22 protein-coding genes are annotated in these 14,486 nt (G+C 69.2%); 12 read left to right on the top strand and 10 right to left on the bottom strand.

Annotated features, from left to right (window positions below):
- Window positions 1–83 precede the first annotated feature (83 nt).
- Window positions 84–689 (top strand): TetR family transcriptional regulator, encoded by a 606-nt coding sequence (locus tag CVV72_RS00450; protein ID WP_219150344.1) that lies wholly within the window; start codon window positions 84–86, stop codon window positions 687–689.
- A gap of 277 nt (window positions 690–966) precedes the next feature.
- Here the strand turns inward: CVV72_RS00450 and CVV72_RS00445 are convergent, their stop codons facing one another.
- From CVV72_RS00445 to hisF, 7 genes are all read right to left on the bottom strand, one after another.
- Window positions 967–1,482 carry a hypothetical protein gene (locus CVV72_RS00445; protein ID WP_219150342.1) on the bottom strand — a complete coding sequence of 172 codons (516 nt, stop codon included), beginning with the start codon at window positions 1,480–1,482 and terminating at the stop codon, window positions 967–969.
- 201 nt (window positions 1,483–1,683) lie between these two features.
- The gene (locus tag CVV72_RS00440; protein WP_219150340.1) at window positions 1,684–1,965 is read right to left on the bottom strand and encodes a hypothetical protein; all 282 of its coding nucleotides are present in this window, start codon (window positions 1,963–1,965) and stop codon (window positions 1,684–1,686) included.
- The gene (locus CVV72_RS00435; protein ID WP_219150338.1) at window positions 1,962–2,300 is read right to left on the bottom strand and encodes a hypothetical protein; all 339 of its coding nucleotides are present in this window, start codon (window positions 2,298–2,300) and stop codon (window positions 1,962–1,964) included. The genes CVV72_RS00440 and CVV72_RS00435 overlap by 4 nt, the downstream gene beginning before the upstream one ends.
- Complete coding sequence (locus CVV72_RS00430) at window positions 2,300–2,662, bottom strand: DUF1304 domain-containing protein (RefSeq protein ID WP_126733710.1); 363 nt, start codon at window positions 2,660–2,662, stop codon at window positions 2,300–2,302. The genes CVV72_RS00435 and CVV72_RS00430 overlap by 1 nt, the downstream gene beginning before the upstream one ends.
- Window positions 2,659–3,021, bottom strand: coding sequence for a phosphoribosyl-AMP cyclohydrolase (hisI, locus tag CVV72_RS00425; protein WP_126733711.1), 363 nt, complete (start codon window positions 3,019–3,021; stop codon window positions 2,659–2,661). Before hisI ends, CVV72_RS00430 begins: the two co-directional genes overlap by 4 nt.
- Window positions 3,011–3,400 (bottom strand): hypothetical protein, encoded by a 390-nt coding sequence (locus tag CVV72_RS00420; RefSeq protein WP_219150336.1) that lies wholly within the window; start codon window positions 3,398–3,400, stop codon window positions 3,011–3,013. Before CVV72_RS00420 ends, hisI begins: the two co-directional genes overlap by 11 nt.
- A complete protein-coding gene (gene hisF, locus CVV72_RS00415; protein ID WP_016335963.1) occupies window positions 3,397–4,170 on the bottom strand; it encodes an imidazole glycerol phosphate synthase subunit HisF in 774 nt (257 codons plus the stop codon). Before hisF ends, CVV72_RS00420 begins: the two co-directional genes overlap by 4 nt.
- A 39-nt stretch (window positions 4,171–4,209) precedes the next feature.
- Between hisF and CVV72_RS00410 the strand changes: the two genes are divergently transcribed.
- The 7 genes from CVV72_RS00410 (at window position 4,210) to CVV72_RS00380 (ending at window position 9,322) form a co-directional block, all read left to right on the top strand.
- Window positions 4,210–4,836: a TetR family transcriptional regulator gene (locus CVV72_RS00410; protein ID WP_219150334.1), complete on the top strand. Its 627-nt coding sequence runs from the start codon at window positions 4,210–4,212 to the stop codon at window positions 4,834–4,836.
- Between the two features lie 27 nt (window positions 4,837–4,863).
- On the top strand, window positions 4,864–5,373 hold the full coding sequence (locus tag CVV72_RS00405; RefSeq protein WP_219150332.1) for an RNA polymerase sigma factor: 510 nt from the start codon (window positions 4,864–4,866) through the stop codon (window positions 5,371–5,373).
- Complete coding sequence (locus CVV72_RS00400; RefSeq protein WP_219150330.1) at window positions 5,370–6,368, top strand: hypothetical protein; 999 nt, start codon at window positions 5,370–5,372, stop codon at window positions 6,366–6,368. Before CVV72_RS00405 ends, CVV72_RS00400 begins: the two co-directional genes overlap by 4 nt.
- A 28-nt stretch (window positions 6,369–6,396) precedes the next feature.
- Window positions 6,397–7,320 carry an NADP-dependent oxidoreductase gene (locus CVV72_RS00395; RefSeq protein ID WP_219150328.1) on the top strand — a complete coding sequence of 308 codons (924 nt, stop codon included), beginning with the start codon at window positions 6,397–6,399 and terminating at the stop codon, window positions 7,318–7,320.
- 136 nt (window positions 7,321–7,456) lie between these two features.
- On the top strand, window positions 7,457–8,179 hold the full coding sequence (locus CVV72_RS00390; protein WP_219150326.1) for an ABC transporter ATP-binding protein: 723 nt from the start codon (window positions 7,457–7,459) through the stop codon (window positions 8,177–8,179).
- Complete coding sequence (locus CVV72_RS00385; protein ID WP_219150324.1) at window positions 8,176–8,910, top strand: ABC transporter permease; 735 nt, start codon at window positions 8,176–8,178, stop codon at window positions 8,908–8,910. Before CVV72_RS00390 ends, CVV72_RS00385 begins: the two co-directional genes overlap by 4 nt.
- A gap of 25 nt (window positions 8,911–8,935) precedes the next feature.
- Window positions 8,936–9,322, top strand: a complete 387-nt coding sequence (locus CVV72_RS00380) for a PPOX class F420-dependent oxidoreductase (RefSeq protein ID WP_219150321.1) — start codon at window positions 8,936–8,938, stop codon at window positions 9,320–9,322.
- A gap of 46 nt (window positions 9,323–9,368) precedes the next feature.
- Here the strand turns inward: CVV72_RS00380 and CVV72_RS00375 are convergent, their stop codons facing one another.
- The 3 genes from CVV72_RS00375 to hisH all read right to left on the bottom strand — a co-directional run bounded on the left by CVV72_RS00375 (window position 9,369) and on the right by hisH (window position 11,166).
- Window positions 9,369–9,716, bottom strand: coding sequence for a DUF1330 domain-containing protein (locus CVV72_RS00375; protein ID WP_219150319.1), 348 nt, complete (start codon window positions 9,714–9,716; stop codon window positions 9,369–9,371).
- Between the two features lie 79 nt (window positions 9,717–9,795).
- Window positions 9,796–10,533 carry a bifunctional 1-(5-phosphoribosyl)-5-((5-phosphoribosylamino)methylideneamino)imidazole-4-carboxamide isomerase/phosphoribosylanthranilate isomerase PriA gene (gene priA / locus CVV72_RS00370; RefSeq protein WP_007029948.1) on the bottom strand — a complete coding sequence of 246 codons (738 nt, stop codon included), beginning with the start codon at window positions 10,531–10,533 and terminating at the stop codon, window positions 9,796–9,798.
- 9 nt (window positions 10,534–10,542) lie between these two features.
- Window positions 10,543–11,166: an imidazole glycerol phosphate synthase subunit HisH gene (gene hisH, locus CVV72_RS00365; protein WP_219153737.1), complete on the bottom strand. Its 624-nt coding sequence runs from the start codon at window positions 11,164–11,166 to the stop codon at window positions 10,543–10,545.
- A gap of 136 nt (window positions 11,167–11,302) precedes the next feature.
- Here hisH and CVV72_RS00360 point away from each other — a divergent pair, with 136 nt between their 5' ends.
- The 4 genes from CVV72_RS00360 to CVV72_RS00345 all read left to right on the top strand — a co-directional run bounded on the left by CVV72_RS00360 (window position 11,303) and on the right by CVV72_RS00345 (window position 14,470).
- Complete coding sequence (locus CVV72_RS00360; protein WP_192741149.1) at window positions 11,303–11,482, top strand: hypothetical protein; 180 nt, start codon at window positions 11,303–11,305, stop codon at window positions 11,480–11,482.
- Between the two features lie 72 nt (window positions 11,483–11,554).
- A complete protein-coding gene (locus CVV72_RS00355) occupies window positions 11,555–12,727 on the top strand; it encodes an acyl-CoA dehydrogenase family protein (protein WP_219150317.1) in 1,173 nt (390 codons plus the stop codon).
- An 82-nt stretch (window positions 12,728–12,809) separates the two neighbouring features.
- Entirely contained in the window at window positions 12,810–13,145 is a 336-nt protein-coding gene (locus tag CVV72_RS00350; protein ID WP_034319328.1) for a helix-turn-helix transcriptional regulator, read from the top strand.
- 11 nt (window positions 13,146–13,156) lie between these two features.
- Window positions 13,157–14,470: an alpha/beta fold hydrolase gene (locus CVV72_RS00345; RefSeq protein WP_219150315.1), complete on the top strand. Its 1,314-nt coding sequence runs from the start codon at window positions 13,157–13,159 to the stop codon at window positions 14,468–14,470.
- Window positions 14,471–14,486: the final 16 nt, after the last annotated feature.

Genomic DNA, 14,486 nt, shown 5'->3' with positions numbered 1-14,486 from the left:
GCTGCAACACCCGTGCGGACGGGGACGCGGGGATGAATTCAAAGAATGTTGAATTTCGGGCCGGGTCCGGTCATGATGGCGCCATGGCCGGTGAAGACACTACCGCGCGGCGCCGGGGACGGCGGCCCGGCGGACAGGACACCCGCGCGGCGCTGCTCGAAGCGGCCCGCGCGGTGTTCGGCGAGAGCGGCTTCGACGGCGCGACGGTTCGTGCGATCGCGACGCGTGCCGGGGTCGACGCGGCGATGGTCAACCACTGGTTCGGCAGCAAGGAAGGGCTGTTCGCCCAAGCGATCCTGAAGCTCCCCTTCGACCCGCACGAATTGCTCGCGGAACTTCGGGACGGGCCCGACGAGGAGTTCGGCCAGCGGATCGTGCAGACCTTCCTCACCCGGTGGGACGGCGCCGGCGGCGAAGTTTTCCAGGCGCTCGTCCGCAGCGTCGCCGGCCACGAACAGGCCGCGGCCGTACTGCGCGGGTTCTTCCAGAACTTCTTCACCAAGGTGATCGGCGACATCGGCTCGGACGACATCGAACTGCGGACGACCCTGTGCGCGTCCCAGCTGGTCGGCATGGGCATGGTCCGTTACGTCGCGAGGTTCGAGCCGATGGCGTCGAGCGAGATCGAGCCGCTGGTGACCGCGATCGCGCCGACCGTGCAGCGCTACCTGACCGGGAAGATCGACTGAGCGGGGGCCTGGCGGCGTGCCGTGAAGGTTTCGTTGCCCGCCCTGAAGGTCAGGGATTCGACAAGGCAGTACAGCCAAAAGTGTCCGATTCGGGCGATTAGCGGGCCCTGGCGAGGGGGTCGTGAGTGGTTTGGGTCGTTCTAACGACATTTACCACTCACGACCCCCGCGCAGAACCGTACATACGTGCATCAAGGGGCATTCGGTCCTCGGGGAGCATCCTTTGTGGACACTCAGGGCAGCAGTGGCTTTCGCCTTACCCACGGGCTCGGCCGGCTCAGTCCGTGTCCGGCTCGATCTCCTTGACGGGAACCGCGTAGAGCGTGTCCTTCGAGAACCGTCCGCGCGGGAAGATCACGATCATGTCCGTTCCTTGGCCGCCGACGAAGACGGGAACCTTCTCGAGTCCCTCGAAACGAGGAGCGATCCTCAGCGACCGTCGCGTCTGAAGCAGCTTGTAGTCGCGCTCGAGATAAACGTCGATCCTGGGGTACAACCAGCCGGGCCGCACCGTCGCCGTGGCCTCGCGCAGACCGGTCTTCGAAGCGGAGCGACGGCGGCTCTTCCAGAGCCAGGCGGCGTAGAGACACGCCGGAATACCGTAGAAAGCCGCCAAGGACAGCGGGGACAGCACTTCGAACCGGGGATCTTCCGAAACCATTCGGCACACGACGAAGTAGACCGTCCAGAACACCGCCAAAGCCGCCGCCCGTTGTTCGAGGATCGACAGTCTCTCGATCAAGGGCGTGGCCACCTCTTCGTGGACCGTCGGCGCCACAAAGCTTTCGGTCACGTCATCGTCCGGAGTGGAACGAGGCCTCCCGGCGACCCGCGGACGTCGTCTCGGGCTGTCCCGCTCGGCCGATCTTCGCTTCCCTCGCCCCGGTTTCATGCGCTGAGGTTAATCGAGAGAAATGGCTTTTCCGGACAACGAGTCACATCTCGCTCCAGGGCAACCGCGCGTGCCCGGCGCGCGTGCAAGTGAGCAGGCGCCTCAGCCCTCCGAGCGCCCTTCCCGCGAGGTGGTCTCACTCGGGAACGCGGGGCGCGCCGGGAACGCGTAGGGAACGGGCGCGACCCAGCCGTCGGTGAACAGGACGACGAAATCCTCGCCCTCACCCGCGACCCACACCTTGGCGTCGGGGTTCTCCCGGTAACGGCGGCACGAGCGCAACGTCCAGGTCGTCGGACGCAACACGGTCTCGGAACCGTCGTCGAACACGAGGTGGAGCGCGATCGGCAGCCGGTTCAGCACCCTGCCGTGGTCGGGCTTCACGGTGACCCGGGCGAACCGCCAGCCCTCCGTCTTCGCCGACAGGTACCTTCGTCGCCAGCCGGCGGCGGACTCGCCGAGAGGATGACCGCGGCGACTCCGAGGCTCAGCAGCAGGGCTCCGAGCGCGCCGGTCTTGCCGCCCTCCACCGCCTGGTTGACGATCGCGGAGATCCCCAGTGCGCAGAGCAGCCCCCACAGGGGCAGCAGCCACGAGGATTTGACGCTCAGCCGCCGGAGCCGTTCCGTTTCCTCATCCAGATCGATGAGGTCGAACACGGCGTCGTCGTCCAGCTCGAACGACTCATCGTCGAGCGGCTCTTCACCCCCCGGTCTCATCAGCCCGCGAGCAGCACCGCGATCAACGCCAGCGTGCCGGGGACCACCTGCACGAAGAAGATCTTCTTGCTCGCCGTCGCCGTCCCGTAGAGCCCGGCCACGATCACGCACGCGAGGCCGAAGATCTTGAACTGCCAAGCGGTGCTGCCGGTCGCGATCAGGCCCCAGATCAGCGCGGCGGCGAGGAAACCGTTGTACAGCCCTTGATTCGCCGCGAGCGCGGAGCTTTCCTTCGCGAATTCCTCGGTGGTGCCGAAGGAGGCGCGGGCACGCGGGGTGGTCCACAGGAACATCTCGAGCACGACGATGTACAGGTGGATCAGGGCGACGATGCCGACCAGGACGTTGGCGACGACATTCACGGGTTCTCGCTCTCGTCGGCCAGCAACAGCCGTTCGTCGGTGTCGAAGCAGGTGTGCGTGCCGGTGTGACAGGCCGGGCCGGTCTGGTCGACGCGCAGGAGGACGGTATCGCCGTCGCAGTCGATCCGCACCTCGCGTACGTGCTGGACGTGGCCGGAGGTCTCGCCCTTGACCCACAGTTCCTTGCGGCTGCGCGAGTAGTAGGTGCCGCGCCGCGTGGTGAGGGTGCGCTCGAGCGCCTCGTCGTTCATCCACGCCATCATCAGGACGTCCGATGTGGAGTGTTCGACGACGACGGCGGCGATCAGCCCGTCGGCGTTGCGCTTCAAGCGATCCGAGAGGGCGGGGTCAAGCGTCATTCGTGGCTCCGAGAAGGTGCCGTTTCACCGGCATCGAGTTGAGCAGGACCGCCGTGTAGATGTACCCGGCGAACAGCAGCCCGGAGACGATCTTCACCCAGAAGAGTTCGGCCGCCAGCATGGACAGCGCGTGCAGCAACCCGAACAGGAAGCTGACGCCGAAACCGGCGAACCGCGCCGAAGACATCTTCAGCACCAGTCCCGCCACGACGAGTCCGCCGAGGACGAGCGACGTCCCCGGCAACAGGAACGTCCTCGCGGTGGAGTACGGCGCGAACATGAGGATCACGGCCATCGCGATATAGGCGAGGGGAAGCCCGAGCAGCAGCGCGCAGACGACCTTGACCTCGGTGGAGGCCTTCCATTTGGCCAGGATCACCGGACCACGACTCCCCCGGCGCGCAGCGCGCTCTTGACTTCACCGATCTTCAACTGTCCGAAGTGGAACACACTGGCCGCGAGCACCGCGTCCGCGCCTGCCTCGACGGCGGGCAGGAAGTGCTCGAGCGCGCCGGCGCCACCGCTGGCGATCACCGGGACCCGGACCGCCGCCCGCACCTGGGTCAGGAGTTCGAGGTCGAAACCGTTCTTGGTGCCGTCGGCGTCCATCGAGTTGAGCAAGATCTCGCCGACGCCGAGTTCCTCGCCGCGCGCGGCCCACTCGACGGCGTCGATCCCGGTGCCGCGGCGACCGCCGTGCGTGGTCACCTCGAAACCGGACGGAGTCGGTTCCGTCCCCTCGGGGACCCGGCGCGCGTCCACCGACAGCACGACGCACTGCGCGCCGAACCGGCGGGACGCCTCGCGCAGGAACTCCGGCCGCGCGATGGCGGCGGTGTTGATGCTCACCTTGTCCGCACCGGTGCGCAGCAAGCGGTTGACGTCGTCGTTCGTGCGCACGCCGCCGCCGACGGTGAGCGGGATGAACACCTGCTCGGCGGTCCGGCGGACGACGTCGAAGGTGGTCTCACGGTCCCCGGAGGAAGCCGTGACATCGAGGAAGGTGAGCTCGTCCGCGCCCTCCGCGTCGTACAGGCGGGCGAGTTCGACGGGGTCGCCGGCGTCGCGCAGGTCGGCGAAGTTGACGCCCTTCACCACACGGCCCGCGTCGACGTCGAGACACGGGATGACCCTGACTGCGACTGACATGGGGACAAGCGTAGTCAAGAGCCGTTCTAAGCTCGCGGGATGGCACAGGCGGGGCGGCGGCCGGGGCAGACCGAGACGCGGGAGGAGATCCTCGACGCGGCGAGGCGCAAGTTCGCCGAACAGGGCTACGACGGGGCGACCGTCCGCGGCATCGCGGCCGAAGCCGGGGTCAACGCGGCGCTGCTGCACCATTTCTTCGGTACCAAGCAGCGGCTCTTCGCCGCGTCGATGAACCTGCCGGTGGACCCGGGCGAGCTGGTCCCCCGGATCCTCGAAGGCCCCGAAGAAGAGATCGGCGAACGCCTCGTCCGCGCGTTCCTCGGCCTCTGGCAGGCGCCGGACGGCCGCGCGCCGTTCCTGGCGATGATCCGCTCCGCGACCACCAACGAGCAGGTCGCGACCATGATGCGGCAGTTCCTGGAGCGGGCGGTGCTGGCGCGGGTCGCCGAAGCGCGTGGCGTGCCGAAGGTGCGGGTGGCCGGGATCGCCGCGCAGATGATCGGGTTCGCGCTGCTGCGTTACGTCATCGGGCTCCCTCCGCTGGTCAACGCCTCGGAGGAGGAGATCGTCGCGATGCTGGCCCCGGTCGCGCAGTACCACCTGACCCCCGGCGCCGAGAAAGTCCGGCTCCCGATGCATCAGGAAGGTGGTCTCGCGCGTCACTAGAGCGAGACCACCGGCTGAGGGAGACACGTGCCTGCGACCTTCGACGAGTTCGTCGCGGATCGCCTGGACGGGCTCCTGCGCTACGCGACCGTCCTGACCGACGACCCGTACCTGGCGCAGGACATCGTCCAGGAGGTGCTGCTGCGTGCTCAGGAACGCTGGCCGAAGATCGACTCGCCGCCGACGTACGTCCGCCGGATGGTGACCAACGAGTACCTCTCGTGGCGGAGGCGGCTGGCGGTCCGCCGGGTGACGCCGTCGTCACCGGAAGCACTCGACCTGATGAGCCCGCCGGTCTCCGATCACGCCATCGAGTACGACGAACGCGACGCGATGCTGGACCGGCTCGCGAAGCTCCCGCGCAAACAACGCGCCGCGATCGTGCTCCGCTACTACGAGAACTACTCCGACGAGGAGATCGGCGCGGTACTCCGCTGCACGACGTCGACCGTGCGCAGCCAGATCTCGCGCGCGCTCGCGACGCTGCGGGAAACCGAACCGTCCCCGTCCGCAGAGCCCACGGGAGCCCGCAAATGACCCGACTGAGTGACGAGCACACCGAGGATCTGATCCGCGAGAGCCTCGAACACCTGGCGACGCGGGCACCCGACGGGGCCGAGATCCGCGACGCGCTGACCCAACGGTCGCGAAGCCGCCCGAAGATGGCTTTGGCACTGGTCGCGGCGGCGGTCGCGATCATCGCGCTCGGCGTGCCGCTGGGCCTGCGGGCCTACACCACCGTCACGCCGGCTTCCCCGCGCGATGCGGACTGGTCGGTGCTGCCGTACAAACCGGGCTGGCTGCCCGCCGGTTTCAAGGAGATGAACCGCGCCGCGAAGCCTTATCCCGGGCCGCAGACCAGGACGTGGAGTGGCGGCGAAGCGGGCCAAGTCCAGCTGACCACCACTCCGCTGGACGAACGGCGCGGGCCGTGGACCATCGCGCCCGCCCCGAACCAGATCATCGTGCACGGCCGGGTCGGCATGGTCTCGGAGGTCTACGGCGACGCGACGATGCTGACGTGGTCACCCGACGACGCGTACGTGCTGAACCTGACCCTGCACGGTGTACGGGACCCGCGCGGCGTCGGTCAGCGGATCGCGGACGAGATGGTCCGGGACGGCCGCGCCCGGGTTTCGGGCGAACTGCGGTTCGGCCGGTTGCCCGCCGAGCTGGGGCTGTCCGGCGTGAACCTGGCCATGATGGTCGACGGGGGCACGACCGAGCTCGAAGCCACCCGAGCCGGGCAGCCCACCGCGGCCGCGGTGGTCACGGCGAGGCTCGGCGGCGAACGGCCGGACGCGGGCGACGCCGCGCCCGTGCCCCTCAAGATCCGGGGCCTCGACGGTTTCGCCCTCCCCGCGCGGAACGGGCGACTCGGCCGGCTGGACGAAACGGTCGCCGTGCAGGTCGAAGGCGGACGCTGGCTCACCGTGTCGGGCAAACGGGACCGGGCGGCGCTGGCCGACATCGCCGAGGGCCTGCAGATCGTCCCCGGCGACTACAGCTGGTTCGGGAAGCCCCCGGAATAGTGCCGGGCGGGCGGCGGTTGTCGACGGCATGACGGACACCTACCGCTCCATCGCGTTCACCGAGTACGGCGACTCCGGGGTCCTGCGCGTCCTCGAACGTGAGCTTCCCGCGCCCGGGCCCGGCCAGGTCAGGGTCGCCGTCCGGGCCGCGGGTGTGAACCCGATCGACTGGAAGATCCGGTCCGGGCTGATGGCCGAGGTGTATCCCGCGAAGTTCCCAGCCGTCCCGGGCGGGGACATCTCCGGCGTGATCGACGCGGTCGGCGAGGGAGTGACCGAGTTCGCGGCCGGTGACGAAGTCCTCGGCAGGGGGATCGGCGGTTACGCGGAGTACGTCCTCGCCGATCCGGCGGGCCTCACGCGCAAGCCGGAAGCGCTGTCGTGGGAGCTCGCCGCGGCGTTGCCCGTGGTGGTCAACACCGCCTATCGCGCTCTCAATCTTCTGGATCTGCATAAGGGCGAGACGCTGCTCGTCGACGGTGCCGCGGGAGGCGTCGGCACCATCGCCGTCCAGCTCGCCGTCGCACGCGGTCTCACCGTCGTGGGCACCGCGAGCGAAGCGAACCACGACTACCTGCGCTCGCTGGGCGCCGTCCCGGTGCAGTACGGCGAAGGGCTCGCCGAGCGCGTACGCGCCGTCGCGCCGCAGGGTATCGACGCGTCCTTCGACACCTCCGGGCGCGGCTCGCTCGCCACCCTCGTCGAGCTGACCGGCGGCCCGGAGCGGGTCATCACCATCGCCGCGCCGGACGCGGCCGACCACGGCGTCCGCTTCACCTCGGGTTCTCCGGCGGAGCAGGTCCCCGGATCGCTGGCCGAAGGCGCCGCGCTCGCCGCCGAAGGCAAGCTCGACCTGCCGATCGCCCGGGTGTATCCGCTCGCCGAAGCGGCCGCGGCCCAGGACGAAAGCGAAGGCGGCCACGTCCGGGGCAAGCTCGTCCTGGTCCCGTGAGCTTCCCCTCCGGTTGATCCCCACCGGTCCGTGAAGGCCTCCTTGAGGGACCCAGAGTCCCTCAAGGAGGCCTTCACGGACTTGCGACCGATGCGCCCCTTGACTCACGCTTCTCAACGGGCACAGAATTAAACGCATGGCTAATTCAGCGATCTCCGTGACCGGCCTGAGGGTCGTCCGCGGCGGTCGCGAGGTCGTCAAGGACATCGCGTTCCGGACGCCACGCGGCCGCATCACCGGCCTGCTCGGGCCGAGCGGCTGCGGCAAGACGACACTGATGCGCTCGATCGTCGGCGTGCAGATCGTCGCCGCGGGCGAGGTCACCGTCCTTGGCCATCCCGCGGGCAGCCCGCCGCTGCGGCGGCTGATCGGCTACGCCACGCAGAATCCGGCCATCTACGCCGACCTCACCGTCACGGAAGCCTTGCGCTACTTCGCTTCCGTCCTTCGCGCGCCGATGTCCGATGTGGACAGGGTGATCGCCGAAGTCGGGCTGGCCGACCATGCGGGCAAGCTCGTCGGCTCGCTGTCGGGCGGCCAGCACACCCGCGCCAACCTCGCCGTCGCGCTGCTCGGGAAACCCGAACTGCTCGTCCTCGACGAACCGACCGTCGGTCTCGATCCCGTGCTCCGCGACGAGCTTTGGGCGCTGTTCCGCCGTCTCGCCGAGGGCGGGGCCACGCTGCTCGTGTCCAGCCACGTCATGGACGAGGCCGCGCGATGCGACCGCCTGCTGCTCATGCGCGAAGGCCGCGTCCTCGCCGACGACACCCCGGCCGGGCTGCGCGAACGCACCGGGACGACCGATCTGGAACAGGCCTTCCTGCGGCTCGTCCGGGAGACGGAGGTGACCTCGTGAACCCCACGCTGACGCTCGCCACGGCCCGTCGCATCCTCCTTCAGTTACGGCACGATCCACGCACCGTCGCGATGCTGATCGTCGTCCCGTCACTGCTGATGGTGCTGCTGCGCTTCGTCTTCAACTCCGAAGCGGTGTTCAGCCGGGTCGCCCCGGCGCTGCTCGGCGTCTTCCCCTTCCTGATCATGTTCCTGATCACCTCGATCACCACGCTGCGCGAGCGCACCACGGCGACCCTGGAACGACTGATGACCCTGCCGATCGGCAGGATGGACCTGCTCTTCGGCTACGCGATCGCGTTCGGTTCGATCGCGGTCGTGCAGGTCGGCGTCGCCGCCGGGGTCTCGCTCGCCTGGCTTGGCCTCGACATCGCGGGCTCGATCGGGATGCTGCTGCTCATCGCCGTCCTCGACGCCCTCCTCGGGATGGCGCTCGGCCTGTTCGTGAGCGCGTTCGCGCGGACGGAATTCCAGGCGGTGCAGTTCATGCCGCTGTTCGTGCTGCCGCAGATCTTGCTGTGCGGGCTGTTCGTGTCGCGCGGGGAAATGGGCTGGCTCCTGAACTGGCTTTCGAACGTGATGCCGCTTTCGTACGCCGTCGAAGCGCTCACGCGGGTCACCACGTCGGGTACCGTGGACGCGACGCTGATCCGGAACCTGATCATCGTCGGGGCGTGCGCCCTGGCCGCGCTGGTGCTCGGCGCGGCGACGTTGCGCCGTCGAACGCCCTAGCACTTGTACGACCTAGACTCTCCACATGGGATCGGAGTTCGAGCGGATCGCCGCCGAGAAGTACGTCGTCCTGACCACCTTCCGCAAGAACGGCACCCCGGTGCCGACCCCGGTCTGGGCGGCGGGCGACGGCGGTGAACTGGTGATCTGGTCCGAGCGGAAGGCGGGCAAGGTCAAGCGCATCCGCAACAGCGGCCGGGTCGAGGTCCAGGCCTGCGATTTCCGCGGCGCCAAGACCCACGGCGACGTCGTCGCGGGTGAGGCGCGGCTGCTGGACCTCGACGAGACCGAACGCGTGCGCAAGGTGATCGCGCGGAAGTACGGGATCACCGGGCGGGTCACGATGTTCTTCAGCAGGCTGCGGGGGCCGAAGGACCGGACCGTGGGCATCGCGATCAAGCTGGCGGAATGACCTGGGTCTCGTGAGTGGTGAGGACGGTTCTAACCGTCCTCACCACTCACGAGGCCTGCAGCGCCCGCAGCGAAGCCGCCAGCGCCGCCGAGTCGTGGTCCGGCCCGCATCCCTCCACCAGGATCAGGTCGCCGGGGATGTGGTCGGCCCGCAGCGGCAGGATCTCCCGGTACGCGGGCGAGTCGTACCACTCTCGCGCGGCGTCGAGGCTCGGGAATTCGATGAGCACGAGCGCCCCCGGCCACTCCCCTTCGACGACGTGGACCCCGGCTCCGTGCACGAGGAACCTGCCGCCGAAGGGGTCGAGCGTGGCCTGGATCCGTTCCATGTACTCGAAGACCTCTTCGGCCAGCACGGCGGCGGGGCGAAGGTGGGCGAGTCCGTAGGCGGTCATGATGTCCTCCAGGTTTCGTTGTCCTGGAAGGAATCCTGACCGAGCCGGTGCGTGGCGTCGATTACCCGGGAGGTAAAGCTCAGAACTCCGCGACGGCCGCGAGCGCCTCGGGGAGGGTGAACGCACCGGCGTAGAGCGCCTTGCCGACGATGGACCCCTCGACACCGTCGCGGGCCAGCGCGGCCAGCGCGCGAAGATCGTCCACACTGGACACACCGCCGGAGGCGATGACCGGCGCGTCGGTGCGGGCGGCGACCTCGCGGAGCAGGTCGATGTTCGGCCCCTGGAGGGTGCCGTCCTTGCTCACGTCGGTGACGACGTAGCGCTGCGCGCCGTCGCGGTCGAGCCGGTCGAGGACCTCCCAGAGGTCACCGCCGTCCTGCGTCCAGCCGCGCGCGGACAGCCGGTGCCCGGCCTCGGTGATCCGCACGTCCAGCCCGATGGCGACGCGGTCGCCGTAGGAGGAGACCACCTTCGCGGTCCACTCCGGGTCCTCCAGCGCCGCGGTGCCGAGGTTGACCCGGCGGGCGCCGGTGGCCAGCGCGGCCTCAAGCGAGGCGTCGTCGCGGATGCCGCCGGACAGCTCCACCTGGACGTCGAGCTTGGCCACGACGTCGGCGAGCAGTTCGCGGTTGGAACCCTTGCCGAACGCGGCGTCGAGATCCACCAGATGGATCCACTCCGCCCCGTCGCGCTGCCAGGCGAGCGCCGCCTCCAGCGGGCTGCCATAGGAGGTTTCGGTGCCGGCCTCGCCCTGGACGAGTCGCACGGCCTGGCCATCGGCCACATCAACGGCGGGAAGGAGCGTGAATGTCACGCGCCCACTCTAAGACAGGCTCTGCAGCCAGTTGCGCAGCAGGTGCGCCCCGGCGTCCCCGGACTTCTCGGGGTGGAACTGGGTCGCCCAGAGCGGCCCGTTCTCGACGGCGGCGACGAAGTCCTGGCCGTGGTTCGCCCACGTCACCTTGGGCTGCTGCCCGGCGAGGCCGGAGTCCAGTTCCCAGGTGCGGGCGGCGTAGGAGTGCACGAAGTAGAACCGCGTTTCCGCGTCCAGACCGGCGAACAACTGCGAGTCCGCCGGGGCGCGAACGGTGTTCCAGCCCATGTGCGGGAGGACGTCGGCCTCCAGCTTGTCGACCGTGCCCGGCCACTCACCGGCGCCTTCGGCCTCCACACCGTGCTCGACACCGCGTTCGAACAGGATCTGCATGCCGACGCAGATGCCCAGCACGGGGCGGCCGCCGGCGAGGCGTTTGCCGATGATCTTCTCCCCCGACACCGACCGCAGCCCCTCCATGCAGGCGGAGAAGGCGCCGACTCCGGGGACGACCAGGCCGTCGGCCTCGAGCGCGGCATGCGGGTCGGCGGTGACCTCGACGTCGGCACCGGCGCGCTGAACAGCACGTTCGGCGGACCGGAGGTTGCCGGACCCGTAGTCCAGGATCACCACGCGAGGAGTAGCCACGCACCCCAGGCTAGCGGACCGGATTTTTCCCGGATTCCCCGTTTCGACCTTCACTCTTCTGGGTAATAGCGACTCCGAGTGAAAGGCCGGCGCAGGACCGCCCTGCACTTATGGAGGAACGATGCAGGACGCCGACGAACTGACCCGCCTGCTCAGCGCCTGGCGGGACGACATCGAGAGCGTGCCTTTCCCTACCTTCGCGGAGCTGCTGATCCCGGCGCAGAAGCGGCGCTCCGCCCCCGCACGGACGGCCACGGCATCGGTTCAGGTGACGAAGACCACCGGCTGGCGGAATCACTGACACCCGACTCCGGTCGCGTGTGTGGTTTTCTTCTTGGGAAGACGACCCACCGAGCCGACCAGGAGTGACCGCATGAGCAGCAGCCCGGATCCGCGCGACTTCCTCGATCTCGACGCCGAGCTCACCGCCGAGGACCGGGCCATGCGTGACGCCGTGCGCGCCTACGCCCAGGACCAGCTCCTTCCCAACGTCGCCGAGTGGTACGAGACGGGCGCCCTGCCTGCCGCCGAGCTCGCCAAGGGGTTCGGGCAGCTCGGACTGCTCGGCATGCACCTGGAGGGTTACGGCTGCGCCGGGACCAGCGCCGTCGCCTACGGCATCGCCTGCCGGGAGCTGGAGGCCGTCGACTCCGGGCTGCGCAGTTTCGTCTCGGTGCAGGGCTCGCTGGCGATGTACGCGATCCACAAATGGGGCACCGAGGAGCAGAAGCAGGAGTGGCTGCCCCGGATGGCCGCCGGTGAGGCGCTCGGCTGCTTCGGCCTGACCGAACCGGACGCCGGCAGCGACCCCGGCAGCATGCGGACCCGCGCGGTGCGCGACGGCTCGGACTGGGTGCTGAGCGGCACGAAGATGTGGATCACCAACGGAACCGTCGCCGACGTCGCGGTCGTCTGGGCCCAGACCGACGAAGGCGTGCGCGGCTTCGTCGTCCCCACGAACACGCCGGGCTTCACCGCGAACGAGGTCAAGCACAAGCTGTCGCTGCGGGCCTCGCTGACCGCGGAACTCGTGCTCGACGGCGTCCGCCTGCCGGATTCCGCGGCGTTCCCCGAGGTCAGGGGCCTGCGCGGACCGCTCTCCTGCCTGAACGAGGCGCGCTACGGGATCCTGTTCGGCGTCGTCGGCGCCGCCCGCTCCTGCTACGAATCCGCGCTGGAGTACACGCTGAGCCGGGAACAGTTCGGCAAACCGCTGGCCGGGTTCCAGCTCACCCAGCGCAAGCTCGCCGACCTCGTCGTCGAGGTCAACCGCGCCGGGCTGGTCGCGCTGCGGATCGGACGGCTCAAGGACGCCGGGACGCTGCACCACAACCACGTCAGCTTCGGCAAGCTCGCCAACGTCCGCTCCGCGCTGGAGGTCGCCAGGACCGCGCGCGCCATGCTCGGCGCCAACGGGATCTCGCTGGAGTACCCGGTGATGCGGCATATGTCGAACCTGGAAACCGTGCTGACCTACGAAGGCACCGAAGAGATGCACGCGCTCTCGCTCGGCCAGTCGGTCACCGGTCTGGCCGCCTTCCGCTGATCCTCCCGCACGTCGGCGGGGGGCCGGCGTCTGTCCCGTATATCTATTTGCGTGTATATATAGTGTGGTGTATGCTCGCCGCATGACCGCTACCGTGCAGCAGCGACTGGCGGCGATCTCGGAGCCGAACCGGTTCCGGATCGTCGAGCTGCTCAAAGAGGGGCCGCGGCCGGTCGGCGCCATCGTCGACGCGCTCGGCCTCGGCCAGCCGCAGGTGTCCCGGCACCTGCGGCTGCTCGCGGAGGCCGATGTGGTCGAAATGACCAAGCAGGCCCAGCAGCGGATCTACCGGCTGCACCCCGAAGCGATGCTTTTGATCAGCGACTGGGTGCAAGGTTTCGCGGCGCTGTGGGTGGGACGGATGGACCGTCTCGGCTCACTCCTCGACGGCGACCGCGCCCCCGAACCGAACGCGTGAGGAGCTCGGCCGTGTCCGACGGCATCGTGATCGACAGGACGAACAACACCGTCCACATCAGCCGCACCTACGCCGCGGGCGTCGACCGCGCCTGGTGGGCGTGGACCGACGCCGAGGCGATCGGTCGCTGGTGGGGCCCGCGGGGCTGGGCGGCCACCGTCTACGAGATGGACGTGCGGCCCGGCGGTCGCTGGCGGTTCCAGATCGCGCCGGAGGACGGCTCGGCCGCCGCGGTACGCAGTGTCGCCACGTACACCGTGGTCGAGCCGTGTGCCGAACTGGCCTACGAGGACGCGTTCGCCGACGAGGCATGGCGGCTCGACGGCACCGACACCTTCCCCACGACGGTCACCTTCGCCGCCGCCGGGACCGGCTGCACCGTCGACGTCTGCGCCGTTTTCGCCGACGGCGCCGCACTGCAACGCGCTGTCGAACAGCAAATGGCCGACGGCTACGTCGAGGCGCTCGAACGGCTCGACAACGTACTGAACACCCCTACCGACACCACAGACGGAGAACCGACCATGGACACCATCACCTCGGCCGACGGCACCACCATCGCCTACGAAAAGACCGGCTCGGGTCCCGCGATCATCGTGGTCAGCAACGTCGCGGAGGACCACACCTCCGTCGCCGGCCTGTACACGGCGCTGGCCAAGGACTTCACCGTGCTCACCTTCGATCGCCGCGGCCGCGGCGCCAGCGGCGACCCGCAGCCCTACGACCCCGCGCGCGAGATCGAGGACATCTCGGCGCTGATCGACGTCCTCGGCGGCTCCGCGGCCTTGACCTCCGGATCCGGCGGATGCGGGATCGTGCTGGACGCGGCCAGTGCACTGGGCGACAAGGTCACCGGCCTCTACCTCTACGAGCCCCCGTTCATCGTCGACGGCTCCCGGCCGCCGGTTCCCGCCGATTCCGTCGAGCACATGGAAGCGCTCGTCGCGGCGGGCAAGCGCAGCGAGGCAGGCGAATACTTCATGAGCGAGGTGGTCGGCGTCCCCGCCGAATACCTCCCGATGATCACGCAGGACCCGTCCTGGGAGAAGACGACGTCCTATGCCCACACCTACGCCTACGACGGCCGGATCTGGCGCGGGCTCCAGGACGGCACGCCGTTGCCCACCGACCGCTGGAGCATCGACGCGCCGATCGCCGTCGCCGTCGGCGGCAACGGCGAGGCGTTCATGCGCACCGGCGCCGAGGCGCTGGCCGCGATCCTGCCGAACGTCACCGTGCTGACGCTGGAAGACCACGACCACAGTGCCTTCTGGATGGCGCCCGAGCCCGTCGCCGACCAGATCCGCTCGTTCCTGCTCGGCTGAGCGCGCGGAAACTGTC

The organism is Amycolatopsis sp. TNS106 (genome assembly GCF_019330265.1).
Lineage (GTDB): Bacteria > Actinomycetota > Actinomycetes > Mycobacteriales > Pseudonocardiaceae > Amycolatopsis > Amycolatopsis lurida.
Note: the sequence above shows the minus strand (reverse complement) of the source record. Positions and strands in the feature narration are given on the sequence as shown.